General features: G+C 64.6%; 34 protein-coding genes. 19 read left to right on the forward strand and 15 right to left on the reverse strand.

Translation table 11 applies throughout. From position 1 onward, the window contains the following. Positions 1 to 299 precede the first annotated feature (299 nt). Entirely contained in the window at positions 300 to 950 is a 651-nt protein-coding gene (locus tag AC0L3P_RS36825) for a glutathione S-transferase family protein (RefSeq protein ID WP_473309021.1), read from the forward strand. A gap of 121 nt (positions 951 to 1,071) precedes the next feature. Here the strand turns inward: AC0L3P_RS36825 and AC0L3P_RS36830 are convergent, their stop codons facing one another. Beyond that, entirely contained in the window at positions 1,072 to 2,655 is a 1,584-nt protein-coding gene (locus AC0L3P_RS36830) for an outer membrane protein (protein ID WP_473309022.1), read from the reverse strand. Positions 2,656 to 2,811: 156 nt separating this feature from the next. Between AC0L3P_RS36830 and AC0L3P_RS36835 the strand changes: the two genes are divergently transcribed. Then, positions 2,812 to 3,504, forward strand: coding sequence for a glutathione S-transferase family protein (locus AC0L3P_RS36835; protein WP_473309023.1), 693 nt, complete (start codon positions 2,812 to 2,814; stop codon positions 3,502 to 3,504). A 127-nt stretch (positions 3,505 to 3,631) separates the two neighbouring features. Here AC0L3P_RS36835 and AC0L3P_RS36840 read toward each other — a convergent pair whose 3' ends face one another. Further along, complete coding sequence (locus AC0L3P_RS36840) at positions 3,632 to 4,066, reverse strand: hypothetical protein (RefSeq protein ID WP_027519692.1); 435 nt, start codon at positions 4,064 to 4,066, stop codon at positions 3,632 to 3,634. Between the two features lie 452 nt (positions 4,067 to 4,518). Here AC0L3P_RS36840 and AC0L3P_RS36845 point away from each other — a divergent pair, with 452 nt between their 5' ends. From AC0L3P_RS36845 to AC0L3P_RS36855, 3 genes are all read left to right on the forward strand, one after another. Next, positions 4,519 to 4,905 (forward strand): RidA family protein, encoded by a 387-nt coding sequence (locus AC0L3P_RS36845; RefSeq protein ID WP_354060402.1) that lies wholly within the window; start codon positions 4,519 to 4,521, stop codon positions 4,903 to 4,905. 152 nt (positions 4,906 to 5,057) lie between these two features. Then, a complete protein-coding gene (locus AC0L3P_RS36850) occupies positions 5,058 to 5,318 on the forward strand; it encodes a hypothetical protein (RefSeq protein WP_473309024.1) in 261 nt (86 codons plus the stop codon). A 244-nt stretch (positions 5,319 to 5,562) separates the two neighbouring features. Further along, the gene (locus AC0L3P_RS36855; protein ID WP_473309025.1) at positions 5,563 to 6,198 is read left to right on the forward strand and encodes a hypothetical protein; all 636 of its coding nucleotides are present in this window, start codon (positions 5,563 to 5,565) and stop codon (positions 6,196 to 6,198) included. A 4-nt stretch (positions 6,199 to 6,202) separates the two neighbouring features. Here AC0L3P_RS36855 and AC0L3P_RS36860 read toward each other — a convergent pair whose 3' ends face one another. Continuing rightward, the gene (locus tag AC0L3P_RS36860) at positions 6,203 to 6,688 is read right to left on the reverse strand and encodes a J domain-containing protein (RefSeq protein ID WP_275169174.1); all 486 of its coding nucleotides are present in this window, start codon (positions 6,686 to 6,688) and stop codon (positions 6,203 to 6,205) included. 111 nt (positions 6,689 to 6,799) lie between these two features. Here AC0L3P_RS36860 and AC0L3P_RS36865 point away from each other — a divergent pair, with 111 nt between their 5' ends. The 3 genes from AC0L3P_RS36865 to AC0L3P_RS36875 all read left to right on the forward strand — a co-directional run bounded on the left by AC0L3P_RS36865 (position 6,800) and on the right by AC0L3P_RS36875 (position 8,663). Then, positions 6,800 to 7,567 (forward strand): SDR family NAD(P)-dependent oxidoreductase, encoded by a 768-nt coding sequence (locus AC0L3P_RS36865; RefSeq protein WP_473309026.1) that lies wholly within the window; start codon positions 6,800 to 6,802, stop codon positions 7,565 to 7,567. A gap of 222 nt (positions 7,568 to 7,789) precedes the next feature. Continuing rightward, positions 7,790 to 8,038: a helix-turn-helix domain-containing protein gene (locus AC0L3P_RS36870; protein WP_018454141.1), complete on the forward strand. Its 249-nt coding sequence runs from the start codon at positions 7,790 to 7,792 to the stop codon at positions 8,036 to 8,038. A 112-nt stretch (positions 8,039 to 8,150) separates the two neighbouring features. Beyond that, positions 8,151 to 8,663 (forward strand): collagen-like protein, encoded by a 513-nt coding sequence (locus tag AC0L3P_RS36875; protein ID WP_473309027.1) that lies wholly within the window; start codon positions 8,151 to 8,153, stop codon positions 8,661 to 8,663. Between the two features lie 9 nt (positions 8,664 to 8,672). Here the strand turns inward: AC0L3P_RS36875 and AC0L3P_RS36880 are convergent, their stop codons facing one another. Next, entirely contained in the window at positions 8,673 to 8,888 is a 216-nt protein-coding gene (locus tag AC0L3P_RS36880) for a hypothetical protein (RefSeq protein WP_473309028.1), read from the reverse strand. A 96-nt stretch (positions 8,889 to 8,984) separates the two neighbouring features. Next, complete coding sequence (locus AC0L3P_RS36885; protein WP_211400432.1) at positions 8,985 to 9,251, reverse strand: DUF2277 domain-containing protein; 267 nt, start codon at positions 9,249 to 9,251, stop codon at positions 8,985 to 8,987. Positions 9,252 to 9,376: 125 nt separating this feature from the next. Here AC0L3P_RS36885 and AC0L3P_RS36890 point away from each other — a divergent pair, with 125 nt between their 5' ends. The 4 genes from AC0L3P_RS36890 (at position 9,377) to AC0L3P_RS36905 (ending at position 12,067) form a co-directional block, all read left to right on the forward strand. Further along, positions 9,377 to 10,468 (forward strand): alpha/beta fold hydrolase, encoded by a 1,092-nt coding sequence (locus tag AC0L3P_RS36890; protein WP_354060391.1) that lies wholly within the window; start codon positions 9,377 to 9,379, stop codon positions 10,466 to 10,468. A 143-nt stretch (positions 10,469 to 10,611) separates the two neighbouring features. Further along, positions 10,612 to 10,956 (forward strand): hypothetical protein, encoded by a 345-nt coding sequence (locus AC0L3P_RS36895; RefSeq protein WP_354060389.1) that lies wholly within the window; start codon positions 10,612 to 10,614, stop codon positions 10,954 to 10,956. 41 nt (positions 10,957 to 10,997) lie between these two features. Further along, on the forward strand, positions 10,998 to 11,414 hold the full coding sequence (locus AC0L3P_RS36900) for a DoxX family protein (RefSeq protein WP_473309029.1): 417 nt from the start codon (positions 10,998 to 11,000) through the stop codon (positions 11,412 to 11,414). Between the two features lie 50 nt (positions 11,415 to 11,464). After that, a complete protein-coding gene (locus AC0L3P_RS36905; protein ID WP_473309030.1) occupies positions 11,465 to 12,067 on the forward strand; it encodes an MSMEG_1061 family FMN-dependent PPOX-type flavoprotein in 603 nt (200 codons plus the stop codon). 85 nt (positions 12,068 to 12,152) lie between these two features. On the opposite strand, the gene bfr is transcribed toward AC0L3P_RS36905, so the two are convergent. The 3 genes from bfr to AC0L3P_RS36920 form a co-directional block, all read right to left on the reverse strand. Next, the gene (gene bfr / locus AC0L3P_RS36910) at positions 12,153 to 12,641 is read right to left on the reverse strand and encodes a bacterioferritin (protein ID WP_007600720.1); all 489 of its coding nucleotides are present in this window, start codon (positions 12,639 to 12,641) and stop codon (positions 12,153 to 12,155) included. 133 nt (positions 12,642 to 12,774) lie between these two features. Further along, positions 12,775 to 13,047, reverse strand: a complete 273-nt coding sequence (locus tag AC0L3P_RS36915; RefSeq protein WP_027570626.1) for a (2Fe-2S)-binding protein — start codon at positions 13,045 to 13,047, stop codon at positions 12,775 to 12,777. 160 nt (positions 13,048 to 13,207) lie between these two features. Beyond that, positions 13,208 to 13,507, reverse strand: coding sequence for a hypothetical protein (locus AC0L3P_RS36920; RefSeq protein WP_275169187.1), 300 nt, complete (start codon positions 13,505 to 13,507; stop codon positions 13,208 to 13,210). A 134-nt stretch (positions 13,508 to 13,641) separates the two neighbouring features. Here AC0L3P_RS36920 and AC0L3P_RS36925 point away from each other — a divergent pair, with 134 nt between their 5' ends. Continuing rightward, positions 13,642 to 13,986 (forward strand): hypothetical protein, encoded by a 345-nt coding sequence (locus tag AC0L3P_RS36925; protein ID WP_473309031.1) that lies wholly within the window; start codon positions 13,642 to 13,644, stop codon positions 13,984 to 13,986. A gap of 212 nt (positions 13,987 to 14,198) precedes the next feature. Then, a complete protein-coding gene (locus tag AC0L3P_RS36930) occupies positions 14,199 to 14,483 on the forward strand; it encodes a hypothetical protein (RefSeq protein WP_007613695.1) in 285 nt (94 codons plus the stop codon). 88 nt (positions 14,484 to 14,571) lie between these two features. Here the strand turns inward: AC0L3P_RS36930 and AC0L3P_RS36935 are convergent, their stop codons facing one another. Together AC0L3P_RS36935 and ettA are read right to left on the reverse strand one after the other, a co-directional pair. After that, positions 14,572 to 15,798 carry a lytic murein transglycosylase gene (locus AC0L3P_RS36935; RefSeq protein WP_473309032.1) on the reverse strand — a complete coding sequence of 409 codons (1,227 nt, stop codon included), beginning with the start codon at positions 15,796 to 15,798 and terminating at the stop codon, positions 14,572 to 14,574. Positions 15,799 to 15,805: 7 nt separating this feature from the next. Further along, the gene (gene ettA / locus AC0L3P_RS36940) at positions 15,806 to 17,455 is read right to left on the reverse strand and encodes an energy-dependent translational throttle protein EttA (RefSeq protein WP_027519709.1); all 1,650 of its coding nucleotides are present in this window, start codon (positions 17,453 to 17,455) and stop codon (positions 15,806 to 15,808) included. 232 nt (positions 17,456 to 17,687) lie between these two features. Here ettA and AC0L3P_RS36945 point away from each other — a divergent pair, with 232 nt between their 5' ends. Both AC0L3P_RS36945 and AC0L3P_RS36950 read left to right on the forward strand, forming a co-directional pair. After that, positions 17,688 to 17,903 (forward strand): hypothetical protein, encoded by a 216-nt coding sequence (locus AC0L3P_RS36945; protein ID WP_275169192.1) that lies wholly within the window; start codon positions 17,688 to 17,690, stop codon positions 17,901 to 17,903. A 103-nt stretch (positions 17,904 to 18,006) separates the two neighbouring features. Continuing rightward, positions 18,007 to 18,969 (forward strand): D-2-hydroxyacid dehydrogenase family protein, encoded by a 963-nt coding sequence (locus AC0L3P_RS36950; RefSeq protein ID WP_275169193.1) that lies wholly within the window; start codon positions 18,007 to 18,009, stop codon positions 18,967 to 18,969. A gap of 4 nt (positions 18,970 to 18,973) precedes the next feature. Here the strand turns inward: AC0L3P_RS36950 and AC0L3P_RS36955 are convergent, their stop codons facing one another. Together AC0L3P_RS36955 and AC0L3P_RS36960 are read right to left on the reverse strand one after the other, a co-directional pair. Beyond that, complete coding sequence (locus tag AC0L3P_RS36955; protein WP_275169195.1) at positions 18,974 to 19,942, reverse strand: NAD-dependent epimerase/dehydratase family protein; 969 nt, start codon at positions 19,940 to 19,942, stop codon at positions 18,974 to 18,976. A gap of 153 nt (positions 19,943 to 20,095) precedes the next feature. Next, positions 20,096 to 21,286 carry a L,D-transpeptidase family protein gene (locus AC0L3P_RS36960; RefSeq protein WP_275169686.1) on the reverse strand — a complete coding sequence of 397 codons (1,191 nt, stop codon included), beginning with the start codon at positions 21,284 to 21,286 and terminating at the stop codon, positions 20,096 to 20,098. Between the two features lie 321 nt (positions 21,287 to 21,607). Between AC0L3P_RS36960 and AC0L3P_RS36965 the strand changes: the two genes are divergently transcribed. Then, on the forward strand, positions 21,608 to 22,450 hold the full coding sequence (locus AC0L3P_RS36965; protein WP_473309033.1) for a hypothetical protein: 843 nt from the start codon (positions 21,608 to 21,610) through the stop codon (positions 22,448 to 22,450). 2 nt (positions 22,451 to 22,452) lie between these two features. On the opposite strand, the gene sseA is transcribed toward AC0L3P_RS36965, so the two are convergent. From sseA to AC0L3P_RS36980, 3 genes are all read right to left on the reverse strand, one after another. After that, the gene (sseA, locus tag AC0L3P_RS36970) at positions 22,453 to 23,304 is read right to left on the reverse strand and encodes a 3-mercaptopyruvate sulfurtransferase (protein WP_473309034.1); all 852 of its coding nucleotides are present in this window, start codon (positions 23,302 to 23,304) and stop codon (positions 22,453 to 22,455) included. Positions 23,305 to 23,526: 222 nt separating this feature from the next. Next, the gene (locus AC0L3P_RS36975) at positions 23,527 to 23,940 is read right to left on the reverse strand and encodes a rhodanese-like domain-containing protein (RefSeq protein WP_007613708.1); all 414 of its coding nucleotides are present in this window, start codon (positions 23,938 to 23,940) and stop codon (positions 23,527 to 23,529) included. Positions 23,941 to 24,145: 205 nt separating this feature from the next. Continuing rightward, positions 24,146 to 25,321: a vWA domain-containing protein gene (locus AC0L3P_RS36980; RefSeq protein ID WP_473309035.1), complete on the reverse strand. Its 1,176-nt coding sequence runs from the start codon at positions 25,319 to 25,321 to the stop codon at positions 24,146 to 24,148. A 123-nt stretch (positions 25,322 to 25,444) separates the two neighbouring features. Between AC0L3P_RS36980 and AC0L3P_RS36985 the strand changes: the two genes are divergently transcribed. Then, entirely contained in the window at positions 25,445 to 25,690 is a 246-nt protein-coding gene (locus tag AC0L3P_RS36985; RefSeq protein ID WP_007613712.1) for a GlsB/YeaQ/YmgE family stress response membrane protein, read from the forward strand. Positions 25,691 to 25,794: 104 nt separating this feature from the next. Next, positions 25,795 to 26,637 carry an AAA family ATPase gene (locus AC0L3P_RS36990; protein ID WP_473309036.1) on the forward strand — a complete coding sequence of 281 codons (843 nt, stop codon included), beginning with the start codon at positions 25,795 to 25,797 and terminating at the stop codon, positions 26,635 to 26,637. The last annotated feature ends 253 nt before the right edge of the window (positions 26,638 to 26,890 follow it).

Genomic DNA, 26,890 nt, shown 5'->3' on the forward strand with positions numbered 1-26,890 from the left:
TAACTGGTCGCTCGGTATTGTGACTACCCGCAACCGACAAATCACGCGGTATGGGTCCCGGCCTTCGCCGGGACGACACTGTGGATTGGGCAACACGATACCGCCAAAATGGACGCGGGTAAGCTGTCGGAATCCGCCCGCGTCGTTCGTCCTCCGCACGCAAACTATCAAACCCGAGCGACGCTGCCGCATCCCCGTCATTGCGAGGAGCGCTTGCGACGAAGCAATCCAGACCGTCTCCTCGGTGGTAGTCTGGATTGCTTCGCTGCGCTCGCAATGACGACGAATGGAGCTCTCCCATGCCCCCCACCATTACCGCCTTCGCAAACTCGCCCGACCGCGGCAAGGGACAGGCCCGCGACATGCGGGTGCGCTGGGCGCTCGAAGAGGTGGGGCAGCCTTATGACGTTCGCCTTGTCTCGTTCGCAGCGATGAAAGAGCCCGCACATCTTGCCCTGCATCCATTCGGGCAGATTCCGACCTATGAGGATGGCGACCTCGCCCTGTTCGAGTCCGGCGCGATCGTGCTCCATCTCGCGGATCGCCACGCCGGGCTGCTGCCGACCGAGCCGAACGCCCGGGCCCGCGCGATCGCATGGATGTTTGCCGCGCTGAGCACGCTGGAGCGGCCGATCGTCGAGCTCGGGATGGCCATGCTGTTCGAGCGCGACAAGGGCTGGTACGCGGAGCGGCTGCCCATGCTGCAGGATCGCGTCCGCGTCAGGCTCGGCGAATTGTCCCGCCGCCTCGGCGATGCCGACTGGCTCGACGGCGCGTTCAGCGCCGGCGATCTCATGATGGTGACAGTGCTGCGCCGGTTGAACACGTCGGGTCTGCTGGACAAATATCCAGATGTCGCCGCCTATGTCGCCCGCGGCGAAGCGCGGCCCGCGTTCAGGCGGGCATTCGATGCGCAATTGGCGGTGTTCAAGGCTGCGCCCGCTTCGTAACCCGGATGGAGCGGCTTGTCGGCCGTAGCTCGGAGAGCGAAAGCGGAAGCGCAATCGGGGACCACCGCCCCGCATTCCGCTCTGCTCCTTGCGGGCTACGAGACCGTCGCTACGCTCCCACTCACTGAAACCGATACGTCACCCCGAACGTCGCCAGATGCGTCCGCATCGCGACGTCGTAGGTGCTGGCGGACGGATTGCGCCCGGCGTCGGTGGCGGATCTGGCGAAGGTGAAGGACGAACTGCCGTAGTCGGCATAACGAAATTCGGCGCGTGCCAGCCACTGGCCGAAGAGCGCGGTTTCGATGCCGCCGCCGGCCGTCCACCCTGCTTTTGTGGTCGACCCCGTGATGATCGCCGGCGTCAACCCGAAAAGGCCGCAGACGACGCTGACGCAGGTCGAGGTCAGCTCGTAGTTCTGCCAGGCCACGCCGCCGGTCGCGTAGAGCAGTGTCCGCGGTATCACGAGATAGCCGAGCCGCCCCCGCAGGCTGGCGTCCCATTTGGTGCGAATAGCGAGGCTCTCGCCGCGCGACTGGGAGTCGGCGAGCGATATGGTGGTGAAGCCTTCGCGCGTGGTGGTGCTGTCGGCAAGACCAAAATCGCCTTCGACGCCCGCGGCCCATTGCGGGGCGAACTGCCAGAGATAGCCGGCATAGGGGTTGGCGCGGAACGCGGTGTTGTCCATCGGGCGAATGGTGGCGCGCCGCGTCAGATCCTCGGGGAAGCCGGCACGCGATTCCGACGTCGTGATGAGATCGGTGCGCGTGGCGCGCGCACCCAGGCCCAAGCCCACATACGCGCCGGTCCAGGACGGCAGGATCGCGGCCTGCGCGGCCAGCGGATCCGAACGGCCGCCGATGACGGGCTCGCCGAACTTCCAGGCGAGGCCGACGCTTGCGGAGTGGGTCCGCAAGCTCGCGTCGAAATTGTCGACCGTGAGCGCCGGGCCTGCGGTCGCCGTGCGCGTGAAATTGAACGGCGCGGCGCCGAAATCCGCGTAGTGATATTCGGCGCGCACGAGCCAGTTGCCCCAAAGCGCGGTCTCAATGCCGGCACCCAACGTCCAGCCGGTACTGGTTGCGGACTTCGAGATCAGCTTGGGTGCGAGGCCGTTGCTGGCACAGCTGGCGCTGACGCAGACCAGGGAGACGTCATAGTGCTGCCAGGCGAGGCCGCCGGTGGCATAGATCAGCGTCGCCGGCGTCAGCAGATAGCCGGCGCGGCCGCGCAAGGTCGCATCCCAGCCCGCTTTGACCGACAGGCTGTCGACCCCAAAGGTGGACGAGCCGGCCCATGGCGAGGCGCGAAAACCGGGGAGTGCCGTGGTTTTGTCACCGAAGCCGATATGGCCTTCGACGCCGACGATCCAACTAGGTGCGACCTGCCAGTTGAAGCCGGCATAGGGATTGACGCGAAAGCCGGTGCCGTCGAACGGCTGGGTGAGCACGGCTCGCGTCAGGTCGCGGGCAACGCCGTCTTGCAGCACTGACGTGGTGGTGAGATCGGCACTGGTCGATCGAAAACCGAGGCCGAGCCCGGCGTAGAATCCGGTCCAGGACGAGGCCACGAGCGGCGGCGCTTTCGTGTACGGTTTTGGCGCGATGTCCGCGGCCTTCGCCGGTGCGACGAGAGCCAGTCCGGCCAAAAATGCCGTGCCACAGCACAGGGCGGCAATCACTCGGCGGGTCGATGAACGTCGCATGTCGGGCCTTGGGTCGCTGCAGGAATGTCGAGCGATTCCATACTGCGAACGGGCGACGCCTATCGTCCTCCGATCGAAGGAGGCGGCGCACAAAGCGCTAGACTGTTGCAAGGGCGTCACTGCGGCGATACGACTTCAGCTTGAGGAGCGCGTCCGATGCTGACCCTCTACTCCTATCCAGACCTGTTCGGCGTCGCCGACAACAACGGCTACGGCCTCAAGGTCTATGCCTTCCTGAAACTCGCTTGCGTACCGTTCGTGCATGAGCATGTGTTCGATGGCTCCGCGGCGCCGCGCGGGCAGCTGCCCTATATCGTGGATGACGGCGAGACGCTCGGCGACAGCGAGACCATCATCGCGCACGCGATCGCGAAATACCGCCTGACCATCGACGCGGCGCTTTCACCGGAGCAGCGCCGCATCAACCACTTCGTCACGCGCATGCTCGACGATCTCTACTGGGTGATGTCGTATTCGCGCTGGAAGGACGAACGCTATTATCCCGCGTTCCGCGACGCCTTCATCGCGCAACATCCGCAGATCGATGCGGCAGGGTTCGAGAAGGCGGAAGCGTATAATGCGCAGCGCTATCATTTCCAGGGCATCGGCCGCTACACGCCCGAGCAGGCCTATGCGCGGGGACTCGCCGATCTGCAGGTGCTGGCGGAGATCGTGCCGGCGGCCGGCTTCATCCACGGCGCGACGCCTGCCAGCATCGATGCCGGCATCTACGGCTTCATCGCCAACATCTATTACTTCCCGATCCCGACGCCGCTGAAAACCTTCGTCGATGCGCACGCAAATCTCGTCGCGCATTGCGAGAGGGTGCATGCGATGGTGAGCGCGTAGTCCGCAGGTCTCGTAGGGTGGGCAAAGCGAAGCGTGCCCACCAACTTTTCGTATGCGGCTGACACCGTGGTGGGCACGGCGCTTGCGCGCCTTTGCCCACCCTACGGCAAGTCCTCCGGCACTCGCCCTACCGCATCGTGATCGCGAGCCCGCTCAGATCCGCATTCGCCATCAGGCCGACCTGCGTGCCGGACAGCTCGAGCACGGCGCCCTTCTGGTTGGTCAGCACGATCGCACGCGCGCCGCGACCCACCGCGATGCCCGCACCGGCGGCGCCGTAGACGCCGGCGATGTCGGAGGGCCGGTTGATGTTGGAGACGCGGCCGCGCAGCACGGTCTTGGAGCCGCCGAAGACGAGGCCGTAGTCGAGACCGCCGGTCGAGAGCGAATAGGCGCGGCCGCGGAAGTTCAGCACGCCGGAGCCGCCGGAGCCGCCGATGATCCAGCCCGCCTTGTAGATCGTCAGCACCACGGTGCCGCCGTCGGCCAGCGCCGAGGTCGAGAGGCCGGCGAGCGCGGCAATGCCGACCAGCGCGGCGCGAAGGGTGGATGCGAACTTCATTGGGGGTCTCCGGGGGCTATTCTTCAACGAGGGAAACGAATCAGACGCAGCGAATGTATCCGATGCATCGCGGCGGCAACATGATGGGGGCGGCATTGAGGCGCGAGCTGCAGCAGCGCATTCAACTGTCATCGCCCGGTTTAACCGGGCGATCCAGCATTCCAGAGACCGCGGTGTGATACGGAGACGCCGCGGCGTACTGGATGCCCCGGTCGAGCCGGGGCATGACGGCGGAGCTTGGCGCGACAAGACGCTCACCCGCCATCATGCCATTCTGCTCCTGTTTTGCCCGACGGAGCAACGATTATTTTGCTTTTCCCGAAGTCAAAAAGAAACATCAATGATTTCCGCCGGATGCCTACTGTGCATGGGGTTGTTTTCGCGTTTTTTGTTGGAGGCGCCCTGGCCTGCCGCTACGCTTGCGCTTCCAGCCGTCCATCCAAGGTGATCCCATGCCGATCCAGCATTTCGCGCCCCCGCCCCACGTCAAGGCGCCGCCGCTGTCCTTTGCCACGCGCGCCGGCGATCTCCTGTTCGTCTCCGGCATTCCCGGCTTCGACGCGAGCGGCGCGCTGCCCGAAGGCTTCGAGGCGCAGTTCGCCAATGTCGTCGTCAACATCAAGCGCGTGCTGGCGGAGGCCGGCGCTGGCATTCGTGATCTCGTCAAGGTCAACGTGCTGCTGACCCGCGCCTCCGATGTCGCTGCCATGAACGCGCTCTATGCCGGCGCCTTCGGCCCGCCACCCTACCCTGCCCGCACCACCTGCGTGGTCCACGCACTGCCCGATCCGAAGATGCTGATCGAGATCGAGGCGGTGGCATCGCTGGCCAAGGGATAGACGTGTGATAGTCAGGCGACAGTCAAGGCATAAGGGTCATCCGAACAGCCGACCAACGGCTGACATGTCCGTGAACGGTCGCCGCCCCGCTTGCCAGCCGCACCATTTTGCCGCACCAGTTTCCGTCTCACGTTCCCATCAGGAGATATTTCATGCGTCGCGTTCTCGCCCTTTGTGCCGTTGCCGGCATCGCCACCTCATTGTTCGCCGTGCCGGCGTCTGCGGCGGTCGGCTATTACGTGATCCGCTGGGACAACACCGGCATCTGCCAGGTCTGGAACGAAGACCTGAAGTACAAGCCGTTCCAGTGGGGCGTGTCGACCTACAAGGTCGTCAGCAAGCCGCTCCCGACCTTCACGGCCGCCTCGGAGCTCCAGATCAAGCTGCGCGCGGAACGCCGCTGCACGCTCTAGGCGTGAGGCGACAGATCGGATTTCAAAGGGCGGATCGCGCAAACGGTCCGCCTTTTCTTTTTGGACGGACAACTGGCTTTCCGGGCGAAATCACGCAATTCCGCGCACGCGCTTTGAACCTGGCCGGTTGGCGGACCTACTCACATCTTTCCGGGGCGCCCCCCAAGCGTCCCGCGCCATCCAGCATCCTTGCCTGCTTGTTTTTGCCCGCTCGTTCTTTCACCTCCTGACCTTGGAGCCATCGATGCGCGCACCGGCGACAGCAACCATTCTCGCCGTATCGCTCCTGCTCGCTGCAACGGCGCACGCGCAGGCCCCGCAATCCTTCCGCGTGATCTCGCCGGTGTTCGGCCAGTTGGTCAGCTTCGCGATGCCTTCGAATTTTTCCGTGGTGTTCGAGAACACCAAGGGCGTCCACTACATCCGCGAGGCCGTGCTGAAGGGCGAGACGCCCGAACGCTGGACCGAGATGATCACCGTGACCGGCGAGAAGGGCATGACGCTCACTCCAGGTTCATCGCCGGAGAAATTCGCGGGCTCGATCGCAAGCGGTTTCAAATCCGCCTGCCCCGACAGCTTCGCGGCAAGGCCGCTCGGCGCCACCACGTTCGGCCGCTTCGAAGGTTTCGTCGCCGTGATCGGCTGCGGCCGCGTCGACAGCGGCCCGACCCGGCACAGCGAGACCGCACTCCTGGTCACGCTCAAGGGCACGAGCGACTACTACACGATCCAGTGGGCCGAGCGCGGCCCCGAAACCGACGAGCCGCCGGTGAACGACGACCGCTGGCAGGCGCGTTTGCGCGCGCTCAGCCCGATCGAGCTCTGCCCGATCGTAGCAGGCGAAGCCGCGCCCTATCCGAGCTGCGTGAACAAGAGCTGAGCCCTCACGCGTCCTTGTACGCGCGGGGATGGATCAGGACATCGCGCGCGGCGGCGAGGTCGATGAAGGCTTGCGCGCTGCCGCCCTGGTCGGGGTGCATGCCCTTGGCCGCGCGGCGATAGGCCTGGTTGATGTCCTCGCAGGTGAGCTGCACCGCGAGCGGCAGGCCGAGCACCTTGCGGGCGCGATCCTCGCTGGACAATTTTTTCGGCGCAGCATTGCGGCGGCCGAAGCGCGGCGCGGTCAGATCATGAATGACGTCGAGCACCACACCGAGACGGCGGCGGGCCGCCACCGTGACGCTGTGATCGTCATTGTCCACGGCCTGGCGCAGCACCGGAAGCGCCTGCTCGGCCGCCTGACGCAGCATGGTATCGGTGCTCATCCGCGCGATCTCGGCCACGACCCGGCCCGCCTCGGCCCAATCGGCGCCGTCCGCCGACCGCAGGCGTTCGAGTGCCAGTTTCCAGGATTCAAGCCGTTCCATCATGCGCGCAACGTTTAGCAATCAAGACCAGTATGCCAAGGCCGCCGTTTCCGACCCCTTAATTTCGAGTTAGCCTTTCATGAAACTTCGAAAAGAAATCGGGAGGAAATTGTCATGGCATTGCTCGCAAACCACATCGCAATCGTCACGGGCGCGGGTTCGGGCATCGGGCGGGCCATCGCGACCGGCTACGCCCGCGAGGGCGCGCAAGTGGTGCTGCTCGACGTCAACGCCGACACGGTCGCGGAAGCCGCCGAGGGCATCCGCAAGTCCGGGGGCAAGGCCGAGAGCTTCGCCCTCGACGTGACCAAACGCGACGACTGCTTTTCGCTCGCCAAGCAGGTCGCCGACAAGGTCGGACAGGTCTCGATCCTCGTCAACAATGCCGGCATTACCCGCCGCAACGCCTTCACCGCCGAGCCGGAGACAGTGGCAAAGGACTGGAACGACATCATCGCGCTCAACCTCAACGGCGTCTTCAACATGACGCAGGCGTTCCTCAGCCCGTTGCGCGCAGCCAAGGGCCGCATCGTCAATATCGGCTCGATCCAGTCCTTCGTGCATCTGCGCACGCCGAGCTCGGCTGCCTACACCACTTCGAAACACGGCGTGCTCGGCTTCACCAAGGCGCTCGCGGTCGAGCTCGGCAAGGAGGGCGTGCGCGTCAATGCGATCGGGCCGGGCTTCATCGAGACCAACATCAACGCCAATGTGCGCGCGACCAATCCGGCGCTGGTGCAGGCCTTCGTCGATCACACCCCGCTGGCGCGCACCGGCAAGCCCGAGGACATCGTGGGTCCAGCGATCTTCCTTGCGTCGGACATGTCGGCCTACGTCACGGGAACGATCGTGATGGTGGATGGCGGATACCGGACGGTGTAAGCGGGATGATGCCTGCTTTGTAATGCGGAATATGCTCGCAGAAATATGCAGTCCGTGCCAATCGCGGCGGTGCGGCGGCATTCCCAAGGTCAATTGGTGCGATCGCCCCGCGGTTAACCTTTCGTTAACCAAACCCGCCCACCGTAGATCTACGGCTTGGGGGTCGTTTGTTCTCGATCCGCTTCCAAAGAGGGAGGCGGGCGTTGATCGGGGAGTGTGTCGATGACCACTGTTCATGTCGCCGCGTCCGAACCGGGCGCGTATGTCCTTTCACCGAACCAGATCGTTCCGCTGCTGATCGGCGCGACCGTCGACGAGGTCGAGCGTGAGCTCGTGCTGCAGACGCTCGCCCGCTGCGACGGCAATCGCACGCGCGCCTCGCGCGTGCTCGGCCTTTCGGTGCGCACGCTGCGCAACAAGATCAGGCTCTATGCCGCCTCCGGCATCGAGGTCCCCGCCTATCACGACTAGCGCGCGACGTGCCGCCGATTGGTGTTGATCATGCCGAGGCGCGAGCCCGGCGGAATTGCCGCTGTCGTCAAACGCCGCTAATTAGCTTGCTTCCGGTCAAGGGAGCAGCGGCGTGGCAGACGAACAAAAACGGCAGGGACCTCAGGGACCGCGCGGTCGGCAGGGCGAACCGGGGCGGCCGGGACCGCAGGGTCATCCGGGCAAGCGCGGGCCGGATGGCGCGCGCGGCAAGCCGGGTCCGCAGGGCAAGCCGGGTCAGATCGGAAAGCCCGGATCGCTGGGCAAGCCCGGTCCGCAAGGCAAGCAGGGCGAAGCCGGACCGCGCGGCGCGGCTGGTGCACAGGGACCTGTCGGACCGCAAGGGCCGGCGGGGCCGCAAGGTCCGCGCGGCGAGCCCGGCCCGCCCGGCCCATTGCCGTCAATCGAGCAGGTGCTGCCCTGGCTCGATCAGCTGTTCGACGCCTGGGACGAGCGCCGCCGCCAGCGCGAGCATGAAGCCGCCGAGCGCGAGGCGCTCGAGGCAGCCGTGCAGGAGACCGACGATGCGCCCCTCGGTGACGAGGACGAGGACAGCGAAGGTGATCACAGGAAAAAGAAGAAAAAGAAGAAGCACGGCAGGGACTGACAGACGAATCTATTTCGTCCCGTTCTCGCGTCGCGGCAGCATGCCCATGCGCTCGAACTGCCAGCGCATGGCGCGGTACCAGAGATAGCCGACCGCTGCGCCGCACAAGGCCAGGATCACGGCGCTCGCGCTCGAGAACGAGCCGCTCCACCACGTCATCCACGCGGTCCACAGCAGCGTGAAGACGATGGCACCTGCTTTCAGCGGAAGAAGGGGGCGGCTCATGGTCGTGCTCCGGGGTGTCAAAAGCCCGGCGAACATCATTGCGCGTTGAAACCGCTTCCACCGTGAGCCAAGTCACGGAACGGAAGCGCGAGCCGCCTAACCGAAGCGCAGCCGCGAACGTTCCTTGGCCTTTTCCGCCTCGACCTCACGGTCGCGTGCCGGGGCATGGGTGTGCAGCGACGTCAGCAGTCTTCGCGCAGCCTCCGAGACCTCCGCCACCGCACGATCGAAGGCCGCCTCGTTGGCCTGCGACGGCTTGTTGAAGCCGGACAGTTTGCGAACGAACTGGAGTGCGCTGGCGTGGATCTCGTCCTCCGTCGCTTCCGGCTCGAAGTTGAACAGCGTCTTGATGTTGCGGCACATGCAGTCTCTCCTGACCTTTCCCTCAAGGACGACCGGCGAAAACGAAATCCTACATCCTCCCGGGCAGTTCTGCTAAGTTCCGCCGCAACGCGGCCGCCGACCAGAGCCGCACGGGGGAAATAGACATGAAAGCTTCTTGCGCGGCGCTGTCAGCCATCCTGTTGTCCGTCTCGTTGTCGGCCATCTCGACATCCGCATGGGCGGCCGATTATCCGGCGCCGAAACAGGGCGACTGGGTCGCCAGGAACTTCAAGTTCCACACCGGCGAGACCATGCCGGAGCTGAAGCTGCACTACACCACCGTGGGTGAACCCAGCGGCCAGCCGGTCCTGGTGCTGCACGGCACCGGCGGCTCGGGCGCGAGCATGCTGTCATCAGCCTTTGCCGGCGAGCTGTTCGGCGCGGGACAGCCACTCGATGCCTCCAAATACTACATCATCATTCCCGACAATGTCGGCCATGGCAAATCGTCAAAGCCGTCCGACGGGATGAAGACGAGCTTCCCGAAATACAATTACGACGACATGGTCGAAGCCCAGTATCGCCTGGTCACGGAAGGGCTCGGCATCAAGCACCTGCGGCTCGTCATCGGCAATTCGATGGGCGGCATGCACACCTGGCTGTGGGGCGAGAAATATCCGAAGGCGATGGACGCGCTGATCCCGATGGCCTCGCAGCCGACCGAGATGGCGTCCCGCAACTGGATGCTGCGGCGGATCATGCTCGACACCATCCGCAGCGATCCCGACTACAACGGCGGTAATTACACCGGCCAGCCGCGCATGATGAAATACGCGATCACCGCCTACGGCATCGCGAGCATCGGCGGAACGCTGGCCTATCAATCGCAGGCGCCGACGGCGGCCAAGGCCGACAAGATCGTCGACGAGCGGCTGGCCATGCCGATCACGGCGGATGCCAACGACTTCGTCTACCAGTGGGAGTCCTCGCATGACTACAATGCCGGCGAGAAGCTGGAGGCCATCGAAGCGTCGCTGCTGCTGATCAATTCCGCGGACGACGAACGCAACCCGCCCGAGACCGGCATCACGGATGCCGCGATGACGCGGGTCAAGAACGGCAAGCTGTATCTCATCCCCGCCAGCACCCAAACGCGCGGCCACGGCACCACCGGAAACGCAAAATTCTACAGCGAGCAGGTCCAGCAATTGCTGCAAGCGGCGCCGCAGCAAACGATCGAATCTGCGCGTCGCTGATTTTGCATCGCATCACCGGCCGTCTACCCCGCATATTATTTGAGCATGCATTACGTTGGCGGCTCGGGCTTAATCGTATCGATGTACGAATCGACGCGTGAGACAATCACGCGTATGGCACGACACGCGATGAGGAGGATCGCATGCACAGGCTCGCACTGTGCGTTTGGCTGACCGCGCTGACGAGCGCCGCTTTCGCGTTCGACAACGGGCAATATGATCACGTCCCGCCCGACATCCGCGCCTGGTTCAAGAGCGTGATCGCACCGAACGGCGTGCCCTGCTGCGACGTCTCCGACGGCCATCGCACGGAGTACGACGTGCGCAGTGGCGCCTATTGGGTGCCGATCGAGGGACAATGGATGGAGGTGCCCGAGCGCGCCATCATCCGCGACCGCGGCAATCCGGTCGGCCAGGCCGTGGTGTGGTACGTCCGTCACCGCGGCGCCATCATCATCAGTTGCTTCGTGCCGGCGGATGCGGTGTAGCGCGCGATAGCGCCTCGGCGTCGCGCGTGCTAGTTCGGCCGATGGCTTTTTCGAACGACAGAACACGCGCTGTGATGCGCTTTGTGCTGGCAGCGTTTTACATCGCGGCTGGCATCGCGCATCTCCTTGTTCCCGAAAAGCTGCTTGCGATCACGCCGGCCTGGGTCCCGTTCGCAACACAGCTGATCCTCATCACTGGCGTCTGCGAGATCGCGGGCGCGATTGCGCTGGTGACGAAGCCGCTGCGCTGGTGGGCGGGCGTTGCGCTCGCGCTCTATGCGCTTTTCGTGTGGCCGGCAAACATCAAGCATGCCCTGGAGGGCATCGACCTTCCGCCCGTCCCCAACAGCTGGCTCTACCACGGGCCGCGGCTGGCGCTTCAGCCGGTCCTGATCTGGTGGGCCCTGTACTGCGCGGGCGTGATCGACTGGCCGTGGCGGCGCGACAAAGGGGGATAGCGATCGGGCCGGGAGATGATATTCTCGGGCATTCAATCAGGGAGACCTTCGTGACTGATCTTTGCGCCGAAGACCTCGCCACCATCTATGCCCAGCCGAGCCCGCGCGTGATCGCGAAAGCGCGTCCCGCAATCGACGCCCATGCGAAGAAATTCATCGAGATGTCGCCGTTCTGCGTGCTCGCGACATCGGGATCGGACGGCAGCGTCGATGCGTCACCACGCGGCGGCGGCGGCGGCTTCGTCCGCGTCGCCGGCCCCAACCAGCTGCTGATGCCTGATCGCTCCGGCAACAACCGGATCGACAGTTTTCGAAATGTCGTCGAGGGCTCGGGCTTCGTGCATCTGTTGTTCTTCGTCCCCGGCATCGACGAGACGCTGCGCGTCGGCGGCCGCGGTACGCTGTCGGCCGATCCGGACCTACTCGCGTCGATGGTGGAGTTTGGCAAGTCGCCGCGCGCGGTGCTGAACGTCGCCGTCAGCGAAGTCTATTTCCACTGCGGCAAGGCCCTGATGCGCTCGAAGCTGTGGTCATCCGAGAAGGTGCCGCGCTCGGTGATGCCGAGCATCGTCGAGGTGGTCCACGAGCAGACCGGTCTTGGTGAGCCGCAGAGTCAGGAGATGGTGGAAGAGCTCTACAAGACGCAGTTGTAGCTGGCGTCCAGGCTGTCGTTCCGGCCTGGTGCGCATTTGCGCATCAGGCCGACACGGAATTTGTGGGCAGCGCTAACGCGCCAAACTAATGTCCCTCGCCCTCGAGCCCACCAACGTGCTTCTGGGTATAGAGTTCGAGGCCGATGCGGCCGATCAAGTCGAGCTGGGTCTCGAGGAAGTCGATGTGGTGCTCCTCGTCGCTCATCAGCTTCTCGAACAGGTCGCGCGTCACGTAGTCCTTGACGCTGTGGCAGTAGGTCGCCGCTTCCTGGTACAGCGCCCGCGCGCTCATCTCGGCGGCGAGATCGCACTCGATGATCTCCTTGACGTTCTGGCCGATACGCAAGGGATCGAGCACCTGCATGTTCGGGAAGCCGTCGAAGAACAGGATCCGCTCGGTAAGCTTGTCGGCGTGCTCCATCTCCTCGATGGACTCCTTGCGCCAGACCTTGGACATGTCCCGCAGGCCCCAATTGTCGAGGAAGCGGTAGTGCAGCCAATACTGGTTGATCGCAGTCAGCTCGTGACGCAGTGCCTTGTTGAGATAGTCGATAACTTTTGCGTCGCCCTGCATGGTTCACTCCAGCTCTTGCAGTCCAAATCGGCCGTAAACCGAGTTTAGAACGCTTCTAAATGAGTTTGAGGACTGGAGCAACCGGCTACGGGGACGCAGCCGGGGAAAAGCTCAGCCAGGGTTGCGGAAGATTTCAGCAGGCCGCGAGGGCGAACTCGGCCGGCTGAGCCGTCTCGTCATTGGCAGCCACAGTGTGGTTGTGCGGGCAGCCGGAGCAGCAGGACGAGGCACAGGGGCCGAGCGCTTCGTCGATAATGGTCTTGATCGTCCGAGCACAGCGGCCGCATTCGGCGCTACAGCCGAGACAACCATAAACCTGCTTTGCATGGCGCACAGCGTCGTCGGACTCGGCGACGGCGGCGCGGATGTCGTCATCGCTCAGCACGTTACAGGAACAAACGATCATGGAAGCGGCAGGCCCTTTGGTGATGCGCCATCATCGATATTTAAGGGGCCGGCCGGATGCAAAAGGAAAAAGCGGAATTTGAAGCTATTCCAAACTAGCCCGGAACAGCCTAGAACGGCTCTAAAATAGGGCCTTGCGCTGGATCAAGATTGCGGCGGATCTAGTCGCCCCCGCCGCCTCCACCATCGCCGCCGCCCCCGCAATCTCCGCCACTACTGCCGCTATCGCTGCTGGAGCAGCTGCCGCTGTCGGCCGGGCTGCCGGAACTATCGCTGGAAAACCAGCTCCCCAACGAGAAGCCGTCGCTGGTGCCCGTGGAGGTGTCGCCACCGCTGTTGCCGCTGGCCCCGGCGCGGGAGCGCCGCTGGCCGCGGTTCTGGAGATGGGTGATCCAGCCGTAGCCGATCGCGGAGACGATCCCGGCAGCGATCAATGCATTTATCATCGCGTTGCCCACCATCACCCTCCCCTGGCTGAGCTGCGGTCCATGCTAATTGGTCGTCCTCGGCAACGGTGCGTTCATTGATCATTCAATCGAAATATGGAACTTTACCGCCGAAGAGTTCCCGCGTGTTTTGCTCGAAAGGTCAGCCAATGAAGAAGTCGCTCCTGGCAATCGCTGCCGTCGCCGCTGTGGCCCTTAGCGCCGCTACACCAGCCCAGGCGCAACGCGGCGTCGCCGCGGGCGTGGCGGCCGGAATCATCGGCGGCGCCATTGTCGGTGGGGCGCTGGCCTCTCCGTACTATTACGGGCCCGGCCCTGGCCCCGGCTACGCATATGGTCCGGCATATAGCCCGGGCTACTATCCGCCGCGCTACTACGCACCGGGCCCGGGCTACGTCGCCGACGACTATTACGGCGACGGCTGCGTCTGGCAGAAGCAGCGCTTCTGGGACGGTTATGCCTGGCGCGTCCGCCGCGCCAGAGTCTGTGGCTGAAGTCGTCCCAGGCCGGTTCATTCCGGATGCGCCGTTCATCCAGGGGCCTGAAAAAGACCGCTTTTTCTCGTCACAGTTCCGTGTGCGTTTACCGCGGATTGACCATTTGCGCGCTTCCTAGCTGCAAGGCCAAATCCATCAGAGTCTGCGTGAACCTTTGAACCCCGGGCGCTCCTAACAAGGAGCATCCATCTCTCAGGAGAGCTAAGCGTATGAAGAAGACTTTAGTTGCCGCCCTCACGGTTGCGACGATCGCCGGTTCGCTGGTGACCGCCACGCCGTCCGCCCAGGCCCATGACGGCGTCGGCGTCGGCATCGCAGCCGGCCTGATCGGCGGCGCGATCGTCGGCGGCGCCATCGCATCGAGCCGTCCCGCCTATGGTGGACCGGTTTATGTGGCCGAGCCCGGCCCGCCGCCCCCGCCCTGCTACTGGCAGCGCCAGCGCTACTGGGACGGCTACGGCTGGACCGTCCGCCCGGTTCGCGTTTGCTACTGATCTGATCGCACGGCGCTCATGAGCGCCGCGATCGAAGCCCGGCCGAGCACCTCGGCCGGGCTTTTTCTTTTAGCTGGCCCTGCAGCAGCTATCGCGCCGCCTGGATTGAGCGCAGCACCTCTTCGCTTGGCCAGCAATCGACCTTGAGCCCTGCCGACTTCTGGTAGGCGCCCAGCGCAGCGCGCGTCTGCATGCCGGCCTTGCCGTCGATCTTATCCTTGTAGAGTCCGACGCGCGTGAGCCCGCGCTGCATCGCCTCGACGTCCTTGGTTCGCAATTGCTTCGAGGCAGACCACGGCGTCGCGAACGGTTGCGGGCTCGTCATGCGGTCGGCGAGATGGCCGACGAACAGCACGTAGAGATCGGAGAAATTGTATTCCTTGATGACGAAGTAGTTCTTCGTGGTCAGGAAGGACGGGCCGTAGATGCCTTCCGGTTGCAACAGCGAGGCCGGGTGAGCCTGCTCGGCGGCAGTGAGCTTTTGTCCACGCACCGGCACAAGGCCTTCGCGCAGCCACTGGCCGATCGGCTTCGTCACCTCGGGCACGCCGGCGGTGCAATCGACCTTGGCCGGTGCCTGCACCTCGTAAGCCCAGCGCACGCCGCTCTGCCAGCCCTTGTTGACGAGCTGCTGCGCGGCGGAGGCCAGCGCATCCGGCACCGAATGCCAGATGTCGATGCGGCCGTCGCGGTCGAAATCGACGCCGTGCTTGTAATATTCGGACGGCAGGAATTGCGTGAGCCCGGTCGCGCCGGCCCAGGACGAGCGCATGTCCTTGCGTGTCACCACGCCGTCGCCGAGAATTTTCAGCGAGAGGATGAACTCGTTGCGATAGGTGTCCTTGCGGCGGCCGACATAGGCCTGCGTCGCCAGCACGCGCACGAGATCGTAAGGCAGCGTGTAGCGGCCGTAGTCGGTCTCGCGGCCCCAGATCGCCAGCATGACGGTGGCGGGCACGCCGGAGTTTTTCTCGATCTCGGTCAGCGCCTGACGATGTTTTTGGAGCAGCCGCTGCCCCTCGCCCGCAAGCCGCGCGATCGAGGCTTCCCTGACATAGTCGGCCGGCACCTGCACGAACTCGGCCTGCGACGGCGCACCGGTCGCTGGGCGCCCCGGCAGAATGAGATCCGGCAGCTTGTAATCAGGCTCGAGCCCGCGCGTCTCTCGCTCGAACGTCGCGCGCGACACGCCGGCGGCCTCCGCCTCCGGCCACTGCGAGGCGATGAACTGGGTGAAGGCGGCGTCGGCGGCGCGGACGGGCGACAGGCCACAGGTGATAGCGATCACCGCAGCTATGAGCACCCGCCGCATCATGCTGAGATCACCGCGTCAGCTTCTTGTACTTCACGCGATGCGGAATGATGCTGTCCTGGCCGAGCCGGCGCATCTTGTCCTTCTCGTAGTCCTGGAAGTTGCCCTCGAACCATTCGACATGGCTGTCGCCCTCGAAGGCCAGGATGTGGGTCGCGATGCGGTCGAGGAACCAGCGATCATGGCTGATGATGACGGCGCAGCCGGCGAAATCCTCCAGCGCCTCTTCGAGCGCACGCAAGGTGTCGACGTCGAGGTCGTTGGTCGGCTCGTCGAGCAGCAGAACGTTGGCGCCTGATTTCAGCATCTTCGCAAGGTGCACGCGGTTGCGTTCACCGCCGGAGAGCGCGCCGACTTTCTTTTGCTGGTCGGCGCCCTTGAAGTTGAACGACGAACAATAGCCGCGCGAATTGACTTCCCTCTTGCCGAGCAGGATCAGCTCGTTGCCGCCGGAGATCTCCTCCCACACGTTCTTGCTGCCGTCGAGCGCGTCGCGCGACTGGTCGACGTAACCGAGATGAACGCTCTCGCCGACCGTGATGGTGCCCTTGTCCGGCTGTTCCTGCTTGGTGATCATCCTGAACAGCGTGGTCTTGCCGGCGCCGTTGGCGCCGATCACGCCGACGATACCGCCGGGCGGCAGCTTGAAAGTGAGATCGTCGATCAGCATGCGATCGCCGAAACCCTTGCTGAGCCCTTCGAAGTCGACCACGTTCTGACCTAGGCGCTCGGCCACTGGAATCGTGATCTGCGCGGTCTGGGTCTGCTTTTCGCTCGCCTGTTTCAGCAGTTCGTCATAGCGCTGATAGCGCGCCTTGGATTTAGCCTGGCGGGCTTTCGGCGAGGATGCGATCCATTCCTGCTCGCGGGCCAGCGTCTTCTGATGCGCAGCGTCCTCGCGGCCCTCCTGCTCGAGCCGCTTCTGCTTCTGCTGCAGCCAGGACGAGTAATTGCCCTCGTAAGGGATGCCCTTGCCGCGATCGAGCTCGAGAATCCAGCTCGTGACATTGTCGAGGAAGTAGCGGTCATGGGTGACGATCAGGATCGCGCCGGGATAGTTGCGCAGATGGCCTTCCAGCCACGACACCGATTCCGCGTCGAGATGGTTGGTCGGTTCGTCCAGCAGCAGGAGCTCGGGCTGATCGAGCAGCAGCTTGCATAGCGCGACGCGGCGGCGCTCACCGCCGGAGAGTTTCGACACGTCGGCATCGTCGGGCGGACAGCGCAGCGCGTCCATGGCCTGGTCGACCTTGCTGTCGAGATCCCAGAGGCCCTGGGCCTCGATCTCGTCCTGCAGCTTGGTCATCTCGTCGGCGGTCTCCTCGGAGTAGTTCATCGCCAGTTCGTTGTAGCGATCGAGGATGGCCTTCTGCTTGGCGACACCCAGCATGACGTTCTCGCGCACGCTGAGAGCCGGATCGAGATGCGGCTCCTGCTCGAGATAGCCGACGCGGGCGCCTTGGGCGACCCAGGCCTCGCCGTTATACTCCTTGTCCAGGCCGGCCATGATCTTGAGCAGCGTCGACTTGCCCGAGCCGTTGACACCGAGCACGCCGATCTTGGCGTCCGGGTAGAACGACAGATGGATGTTATCGAGCACCTTCCGGGTCGGGTAGCTCTTGGTCAGGCCCTGCATGAAATAGATGAACTGGCGCGCCATCGGTCCCGAAAACCTTCGATTTGAGGAAATTTGCTTGCCGCCGATGTAGCGATCCCGCCCCCAAAGGGCAATGTTTTCCCTCCGTTCACCACGGATGAATACGGGACGGACACCATCCCGCCGCCGATCCGGACAATTGAAACCATCTTTTAATAAATCAGGCCAAAGCTCGGTTTCGCGCGGAAACAGCGCCACCCGCTCAGAATGAACGGGAGCACAGCGAGACAGCGTCATGGCCATGATCGAGACCAATTCCCTTCCCGTTCCGGCGGAAGCCGGCAGTGCCTCCGCGTTCGCCTCGGAGATCAAGGGCTTCTGGAAGCGCTTCTTCGCCACCGCTTTCAACCCCTACCGGCCCGAACTGCATTACATGCGCGGCCCCGGCCCCGCCTGGCGCGCCAAGCACGGCATGAATGCGCCGATCCGGCTCAAGCCCCGCGACCTCTGAGCCTCACCACCTGTCGGATTTTTGAAGACGCGAACGGCTTGCGCACGGTCCTGATTGCGCGCAACCATGGCCTGGTTCCACCTCTCGCCATGGAAGAACGCTGATGACGCGGCTGCGCTGTGCAATTCTCGACGACTATTTCAACCTCGCCCTCGATGTCGCCGATTGGCAAAGCCTGTCCGACCGCATCGACGTCACCGTGTTCAGCCATCCCTTCGCCTCCGAGCAGGCCGCGGCGAGCGCGCTGGCCGATTTCGAGATCGTCTGCGCGATGCGCGAACGCACCGCGTTCCCCAAGAGCCTCTTCGAGAGCCTGCCGAAGCTGAAGCTGCTGCTGACCTCAGGCATGCGCAACGCCTCGATCGACATGGAGGCCGCCAAGGCGCGCGGCGTCACCATCGGCGGCACGCAATATTCACGAGATCCGACCGCGCCCCTCACCATGGGCCTAATCCTGGAACTGACCCGCGGCATCGGCCGCGAGAACGCGCGCATGCATGCGGGCGAGCCATGGCAGGCCTTTGCCGGCGTCGAGATCGAGGGATTGACGCTCGGCGTCGTCGGGCTCGGCAAGCTCGGCAGCAAGATGGCGGGCATTGCGAAGGCGTTCGGAATGAACGTGATCGCCTGGAGCCCGAACCTGACCCCGGAGAAGTGCAAGGACGCCGGCGTCGGCTACGCCACCAAGGAGGAGCTGTTCGCCAAGGCCGATATCGTCAGCATCCATGTGGTGCTGAGCGAGCGCTCGCGCGGGCTGGTCGGGGCCGCCGATCTCGCGCGGATGAAGCCGACGGCCTTCCTCGTCAACACCGCGCGCGGGCCGATCGTGGACGAGCAGGCGCTGCTCGAGGCGTTGCAGCAGAAGAGGATTGCAGGCGCCGGCATCGACGTGTTCTCGGTCGAGCCGCTGCCGACGGATCATCCCTTCCGCAAGCTCGACAATCTCGTGCTGACGCCGCATCTCGGCTACGCCACCGAGGACGGCTTGCGCATCCATTACGGCCAGATGGTCGAGGCGATCGACGCCTTCACCAAGGGCGGCGAGCTGCCGCGGAAGCTGGCCTGAAGCCTCAGGCCGCCGAGCGCTGGCTGGTGGGCTGCCGTGCCGCATCGGCAAAGCCGTCGCGCCAGGAGGCATGCGCCGGCAGCCAGCCGAGCTCGCGCTTTGCCTTGCCGTTGGAGGCTCCGCGCACCTCCGTCATCATCGCAACCATATGCTCGCCCGCAAGCAGGCGGCCGAGCCAGGCGGGAATGTGACGCGGCGGCTTGGCACCAAGCAATTCGGCCAGCGCGGGCAACCAATCCTTCACCGGCGCCGGATGATCGTCGACGATATTGTAGATGCTGCCGGAGCGCCCGCGTTCGAGCGCGGCAAGCGTGGCAGAGGCGGCATCTTCGGTGTGAATGAACGACCACGTGCCGCCGCCATCGCCGATCACTGGCACACGCCGGTGGCGCAGCTGGTCAATCATCGCCGGCGAGAGCGTTCCGGTGCCCGGTCCATAGAAGAATCCATAGCGCAGCACGATGCCCTCCGGCGTCGTCGAAGCGGTGACGCTTCGCTCCAGATATCGGATTGCCTCCAGCGTGCGTCGCAGCTCTTGCGGCGGATGCGGATCGAGCTCATCGGTCTCGATCTTCACCGTTCCCCCGGCGCGACTGAAGGTCCAGCCGCAGAAGCTTTGCGCGATGAAGCGCCTAGCGCCGGCCTCGCGTGCGGCGTTGAGCAGAATGTCGGTTCCGCGGGTGCGGAGCTCGTTGGTTCGCTTGAAAGCGCGATCGAAATGCCGGAGGTCCGTAGCAGCCGCGAGATCTGTCATCTGGTGGATGACGGCGTCGGGCTTTGCCGCAATCACCGCAGCGCGCATACTGTCGGCATCGAGGCCGTCGGCGACGACCGGCTCCGCACCCAATCGCCGCACAAGCTCTGTTTTCGCCGCACTCCGTGTCGTGCCGATCACCGAATGACCCCCGGCGACCAGCGCCGGAACAAGATACTGACCGACCGCGCCAGTCGCGCCCGCAACAAAGATGCGCATCCTGTGCTCCTCAATTCGTTGCAATCCTCCCGGACGTAATCGAGGTGCGGAGCCGTTCAAGCATGCGCAAGCGAGACATGCGCATGGGTCAAATGACGACGGCGCGTGACCGAAGATCACGCGCCGTATCAGATCAATTCCTGGGAAGCCGGTTCAGCGCACGGTGACGGGCGCGGGCAGCGGCGGCACCACTGTCGGCTGGGTACCTCCGACCGGGCCGGCCTGCGCGGCCATTGGCGCGGGGCCGGCAGCGCCGGGCACGGGCGCGGCGGATGCGGTCGCAGTTCCCGGCGGCGGACCACCCGGCATCACCACCACGCGGGTGCCGACCTTGACGCGATCGAACAGGTCGGAGACGTCCTCGTTCAGCATGCCGATGCAGCCGGAGGACACGAACTTGCCGATGGTCGAGGGCTGGTTGGTGCCGTGGATGCGGTAGACGGTCGAGCCGAGATACATCGCGCGGGCGCCGAGCGGATTGCCGGGACCGCCGGCCATGAAGCGCGGCAGATAGGGCTGGCGCTCGATCATCTCGGTCGGCGGATGCCAATCCGGCCACTCGGCCTTGCGGGTGATCTTCTGCACGCCGGTCCAGGTGAAGCCGTCGCGGCCGACGCGGACGCCGTAGCGGATCGCACGGCCGTTGCCGAGCACGTAATAGAGGTAGGTATTCGGGGTATCGACGATGAGCGTTCCGGCCGGCTCCTTGGTCGCCAGCGAGACCTCCTGACGGCGCAGGTTCTGCGGCAACTGCGCCGGAGCGGCGTCGGGCTGCTCTTCGGGCGGCAGCGAGGCGATCGCCATCGGCCGGCCGTCGGCGCCAACGGGCGGCTGACCGGCCTGGACCGTTCCGGTCGCGCCGGGACCACCGACCGCCTCCGGCGGACGCAGGCCGTCACTGCCGGGCGCCTGACCCGGACGATCGGCGTAGATCACCGCAGGCGGGCCGGCGGGGCGGCCGTAGCGCGGATCGTCGGGCGACGTCACGGGACCCTGCGGCGGCGCGGCCGAGTACACGGGGGCGCCTGCGGGACGGCCATAACGGGGATCATCGGGCGACATCACCGGACCCTGCGGCGGCGCGGCGGAATACACCGGGGGAGCGCCGGCTGGACGACCGTAGTAGCGCGGATCCGGGCCGGGCGGCGGCAGCGCCGCCTGCGGCATCGAATCGTCTTCATCGTCCATAGCGTCGAAGTTCGGCGCGCGGTCGCCGGGCCGATATTCGGCCGGCGCGCCATAGCTCGGCGCCTGCTGGACCGGATAGCTTTGGGCCTGCGCGAGCGAGGTTCCCGCCGCAGCGACTGTTGCGGCAGCGCATATCGTCAGAAAATGTTTGATCATCATCGCTCTTGTATAGTCCCCGGGCCCCGTCCGGACCGTTAACGGCCAGATGACCGAAGATAGCGGCACATTCAAGACATTGCAGGCGGATTTGTGCCTGATTTGCCGATTTGTGATCCGCAAGACTACCGTTGCCTCCTTGCATCACGGGACGAAAATCAGCCCACGACTGAGATTGCCGGAGTCGCCGGCTCCGTTTTTTACGGAACGGCGGGGAATCGTTGCGGTATGTTCGAATCAGCCTGATTCGCCCCCGCTTTGAGCTTCGATCCCCGCGTGGCGAACGCGGCAAGCAGTACCGTCACCGCGTTCAGATGGCTCATGGGCCCTGGCCACTTCGCCGCCGGGGCGGAAATTCGCAATCCCTCGATGCTTCCCGGCTTTCGCTTCCTGTTTGCCGCGATCCTGCTGTCAGCTTCCATCCTGGTATTCGGCCTGGGCGCCGCCGCGCTGCTGCGGGCCAGCCACGAGCAGTATGTCAGCAACCCCTCCTGGCGGAATGGTCCGCAGGAGCAGGTGTTTGCACAAGCTCCTGAGCCGGCCCAGCCCGTGCTCGCGGTCCTGCGCGCAGAGCCGGAAGCAGCCACCGATCCGACGCCGTCGCTGCGTGACCAGGTGCCGACGATCGGATTGCCGGCGAACGAGCCCGAGCCGGTCGTCGCGCTGACGACCGCGACTGACGGTCAGCCGCCGCAGGTCGTTGCAGCTCCGGCTGACGTGCCGGGCGAACCGGCCAATGCGGAGACCAAGGCCGAGACGACGGTGGACGCCGCGGCGCCGGCCTCAAGCAACACGCTTACTCCGGCCGACGCCAGCGCCTCCATCGCCGAGACCAAGCCCGTTTCGATCGCTCTCACGAGCAAACCAGCACCTACCGCCCCCAGCGGAGCCTCTGCTTCGTCCACGTTCGACATGGCGAGCGCGAAGTTCGCCGCATTGAACGACCCGGCGACCACGGCCTGGAAAGATCCGCCTGCGAAGGCCAAGGCCGACTCTAAGGCCGACAGCAGTTCGCCGGAGAGCAAGGCGACCAAGCCGCGGGCGCATCGGGTGAAGAAGCGCCGCCGCATCGTCCGGCGTCCGCCGCCGCCGGTTCAGCAGCTCGATCCGTTCGGGCAGCCGCAACCCACGCTCGCCGCAACGACGACGCGCGCACGTCAGTAAGGTTACGCCGGGCCGGTTGCGATCGGCGGTCCCTTTTCCTGGCCCCATTCCGACCACGAGCCGTCGTAGAGCGCGGTGTCGGTGATGCCGAGGCGATAAAGCGCCAGCGTCAGCACGCCGGCAGAGACCCCGGAGCCGCAGCTCGTCACGATCGGCGCATCGAGCTTGACGCCGGCGTTGGTGAAGGCGGCGCGGAGATCATCGAGCGGCTTCATCGTGCCAGTCGCGGCATCGAACAGGAGATTGTAGGGCACGTTGCGCGCACCGGGGATATGGCCGGAGCGGATGCCCGCGCGCGGCTCCGGCGCCCGGCCCTCGAACCGGTCGGCGGCGCGCGCGTCGATCACCTGCTCGGCACGGCTTTCGACGTTGGCGATCAGTTGCTGCATGCTGCGCACGCGCTTTGAATCGTAGCTCGCCTTGAATGTCGCGGGCTTCGGCTTGACCTCGCCGCTCTCGACCGGACGCCCCTCGGCGCGCCACTTCTTCAGGCCGCCATTGAGGATGCGCACATTGCCATGGCCGAAAGCCAGGAACATCCACCACGCGCGGGGAGCAGCGACCCAGCCGCCGGCATCATAGATCACGACGGTGTCGGCATTGGAGATACCGAGTTGGCCTGCGTCGCGACCGAACTGCTCGGCGGTCGGATACATGTGCGGCAGCGGGTTGGAATGGTCCGAGACCGCATCGACATCGAAGAACACCGCGCCCGGCAGATGCGCGGCGAGATAGTCATCCTTCGGCAATGGCAGCACGCCGGGTAGTTTGAAGCTGGCGTCAAGCACCTTGACGTTGGCGTCGTTGATGTGGGCGGCGAGCCATTCGGTGGAGACGAGGGGATCGGTGATCATGCGAGGTCTTTCTTGTCATTCCGGGCGAGCGCAACGTGAGCGAGGTTGAAGCAGTGCGCATCCAACTCCGCTGTCATCGCCCGGCCAGTGCGCAATTGCGCACTAGGACCCGGCGATCCAGTATTCCAGAGACGATTGTGATTGAGCCGAGAAGCCGCGGCGTACTGGATTCCCCGCCTTCGCGGGGAATGACGCCGGAAATGGAGCGGCAGCGCAGCACCCTCACCCCTTCTTCTTCGGCTCCCACTGCTCCACCGGGCCGCCGGCGTCGCGCCAGGCGGCGTAGCCGCCGGCGATGTGGGCGACGGGCTTGAGGCCCATGTCCTGCGCGGTCTTGGCGGCGAGCGCAGAGCGCAAGCCGCCGGCGCAATGGAAGACGAACTTCTTGTCCTCCTGGAACACCGGCTTCGCGTAAGGGCTCTGCGGATCGATCCAGAATTCGAGCATGCCGCGGGTGCAGGCGAACGCGCCGGGGATGCGGCCGTCGCGCTCGATCTCGCGGGGATCGCGGATGTCGACGATGACGACGTCACCGTTCTTGGAGATCTCGATGGCGTCCTTGGCGGTGAGCGTCTCGATCTCGGCATTGGCCTCGTCGATCAGCGCCTTGATGCCGCGGGTGATGGTCTGGGGCATGTGGTTCTCCCTCTTGTTCTGTCGCCGATCCTAGGCGATCTGCCGGAGGCGGTGGTCACCTCTCCCGCTTGCGGGAGAGGTCGCGGAGCGGAGCGACGCGGGTGAGGGCTCTCTCCTCTTGGGGGCCGTCGCTCGTGGAGAGACCCTCTCCCCGCCCCTCCCCCGCAAGCGGGGAGGGAGCACGGTCCCATCGCCTCGTCATCAGCTAGTGCGTCAATTCCTTCATCGCACCCTCGAGCCCTTCGATCGTGATCGGATACATGCGGTTGGCGAAGATGCGTTTGATGATCGTGGTGGATTCCGAATAGTCCCAGTGCTTCTGCTGCACAGGGTTGAGCCACACCGAATGCGGATAGGTGCGGATGATGCGGTCGAGCCAGACCGAGCCGGGCTCCTCGTTGACGTGCTCGACCGAGCCGCCGGGCACCATGATCTCGTAGGGCGACATCGATGCGTCGCCGACGAACACGATCTTGTAGTCGTGCGGGTATTTATGCAGCACGTCCCAGGTCGGGGTGCGGTCGGTGAAGCGGCGCTTGTTCTGCTTCCACACGCCTTCATAGAGGCAGTTGTGGAAGTAGAAATACTCCATGTGCTTGAACTCGCTCTTCGCAGCCGAGAACAACTCCTCGACCTGCTCGATATGCGCGTCCATCGAGCCGCCGATATCGAAGAACACCAGCAGCTTCACCGCGTTGCGGCGCTCGGGGCGCAAGTGCACGTCGAGATAGCCGTGATTGGCGGTCTCGCGGATGGTGGTATCGAGATCGAGCTCGTCAGGCGCGCCGGTGCGCGCGAACTTGCGCAGGCGGCGCAGCGCCACTTTGATGTTGCGGATGCCGAGCTCGACATTGCCGTCGAGATCTTTGAACTCGCGCTTGTCCCACACCTTCACGGCGCGGTTGTTGCGGTTCTTGTCCTGGCCGATGCGAATGCCTTCGGGATTGTAGCCATGGGCGCCGAACGGCGAGGTGCCGGCGGTGCCAATCCATTTCGAGCCGCCCTGGTGTCGACCCTTCTGCTCCTCGAGGCGCTTCTTCAGGGTCTCCATGAGCTTGTCCCAGCCCATGGCCTCGATCTGCTTCTTCTCTTCGTCCGTCAGGTATTTCTCGGCGAGCTTCTTCAGCCACTCCTCGGGGATCTCGGCCCCCTCCATGGCGTCGAGCAGGCTTTCCAGCCCCTTGAAGACGGTGCCGAAGACGCGGTCGAACTTGTCGAGGTTGCGCTCGTCCTTCACCAGCGAGGTGCGCGAGAGATAGTAGAAATTCTCGACCGAGTAGTCCGCGAGGTCAGCGTCGAGCGCCTCCATCAGCGTGAGGTATTCGCGCAGCGTCACGGGGACCTGCGCATCGCGCAGAGAAGTGAAGAATTGCAGGAACATGGGTGACAGATTGCCCGTCGGGCGGCGAACGTCAAGGGGCGGAGGCCATCGCTCTGCGCTGGACCGGGAGGCTTTTTGCTCTAGAATTGGCGGTCTCACGGGGTTGTTTTGGGGACGTTTGCAATGGGAATTCTCGCAGCGCTGATCATTGGCGCGATCGCAGGCTGGCTTGCCGGCAAGATTGTCCATGGGGCGGGATTTGGGCTGATCGGCAACATCGTCGTCGGCATCATCGGTGCACTTGTGGCCAGCTGGATTCTGCCTCAGCTGCATATCCAGCTCGCAACCGGCACGGTCGGGGCCATCGTGGATGCCACGATCGGCGCGGTGATTGTGCTCGTCATCCTTTCGCTGATAAAACGGGTCTGAAAGCCTGACTGAACCAGGAACGGCCGCCACGCGCGGCCGTTCCGTTTGTTGGACCAGGGGGCCGAAACTGGAATCCCTGGGACGACGACCAACAAGGACGCACGATGAAATTTACCGGCACTAAGGACTACGTTGCGACCGACGATCTCAAGGTCGCGGTCAATGCCTCGATCGTGCTGGAGCGCCCGCTGCTCATCAAGGGCGAGCCCGGCACCGGCAAGACGGTGCTGGCGGAGGAAGTGGCGAAGGCGCTGAGCGCCCCGCTTCTGACCTGGCACATCAAGTCCACCACCAAGGCACAGCAAGGCCTTTACGAATACGACGCGGTGTCGCGCCTGCGCGACAGCCAGCTCGGCGATGCGCGCGTGTCCGACATCAAGAACTACATCAAGCGCGGCAAGCTGTGGGATGCCTTCACCGCCGAGCAGCGCCCGGTGCTGCTGATCGACGAGATCGACAAGGCCGACATCGAATTCCCGAACGATCTTTTGCTCGAACTCGACCGCATGGAATTCCATGTCTACGAGACCGGTGAGACCATCAAGGCCAAGCAGCGCCCGATCATGATGATCACCTCCAACAACGAGAAGGAGCTGCCGGACGCGTTCCTGCGCCGCTGTTTCTTCCACTACATCAAGTTCCCCGACGCCGATACCATGACCCGGATCGTCGATGTCCACTTCCCCGGCATCAAGAAGCGGCTGGTCGAGGAAGCCTTGCGCATCTTCTTCGAGGTCCGCGAGGTGCCCGGCTTGAAGAAGAAGCCGTCGACCTCGGAGCTGCTCGACTGGCTCAAGCTGCTGCTCAACGAAGACATGAGCGTCGAGCAGTTGCGCGAGCGCGATCCGCGCAAACTCATTCCGCCGCTGCACGGCGCGCTGCTCAAGAACGAGCAGGACGTGCATCTGTTCGAGCGGCTGGCGTTCCTGAGCCGGAGAGAAGTGTAGGTTCGAGCGCACTCCGCTGCCGCCCCACCTTCCGGTGTCATTCCCCGCGAAGGCGGGGAATCCAGTACGCCGCGGCTTCTCGACTCAATCATAACCGCCTCTGGAATACTGGATCGCCCGGTCAAGCCGGGCGATGACACGGAGAGTATGGCTCACTCTCTCCACCTCGTCATTTGGGGCGCCCCCCAGCCAAACCCGGGGGCGCCCCGGGAAGATAAATGGTTTGGTTGGCGGGCGCGGCAATAACGGGGCA

Source organism: Bradyrhizobium sp. WSM4874, from assembly GCF_055811835.1.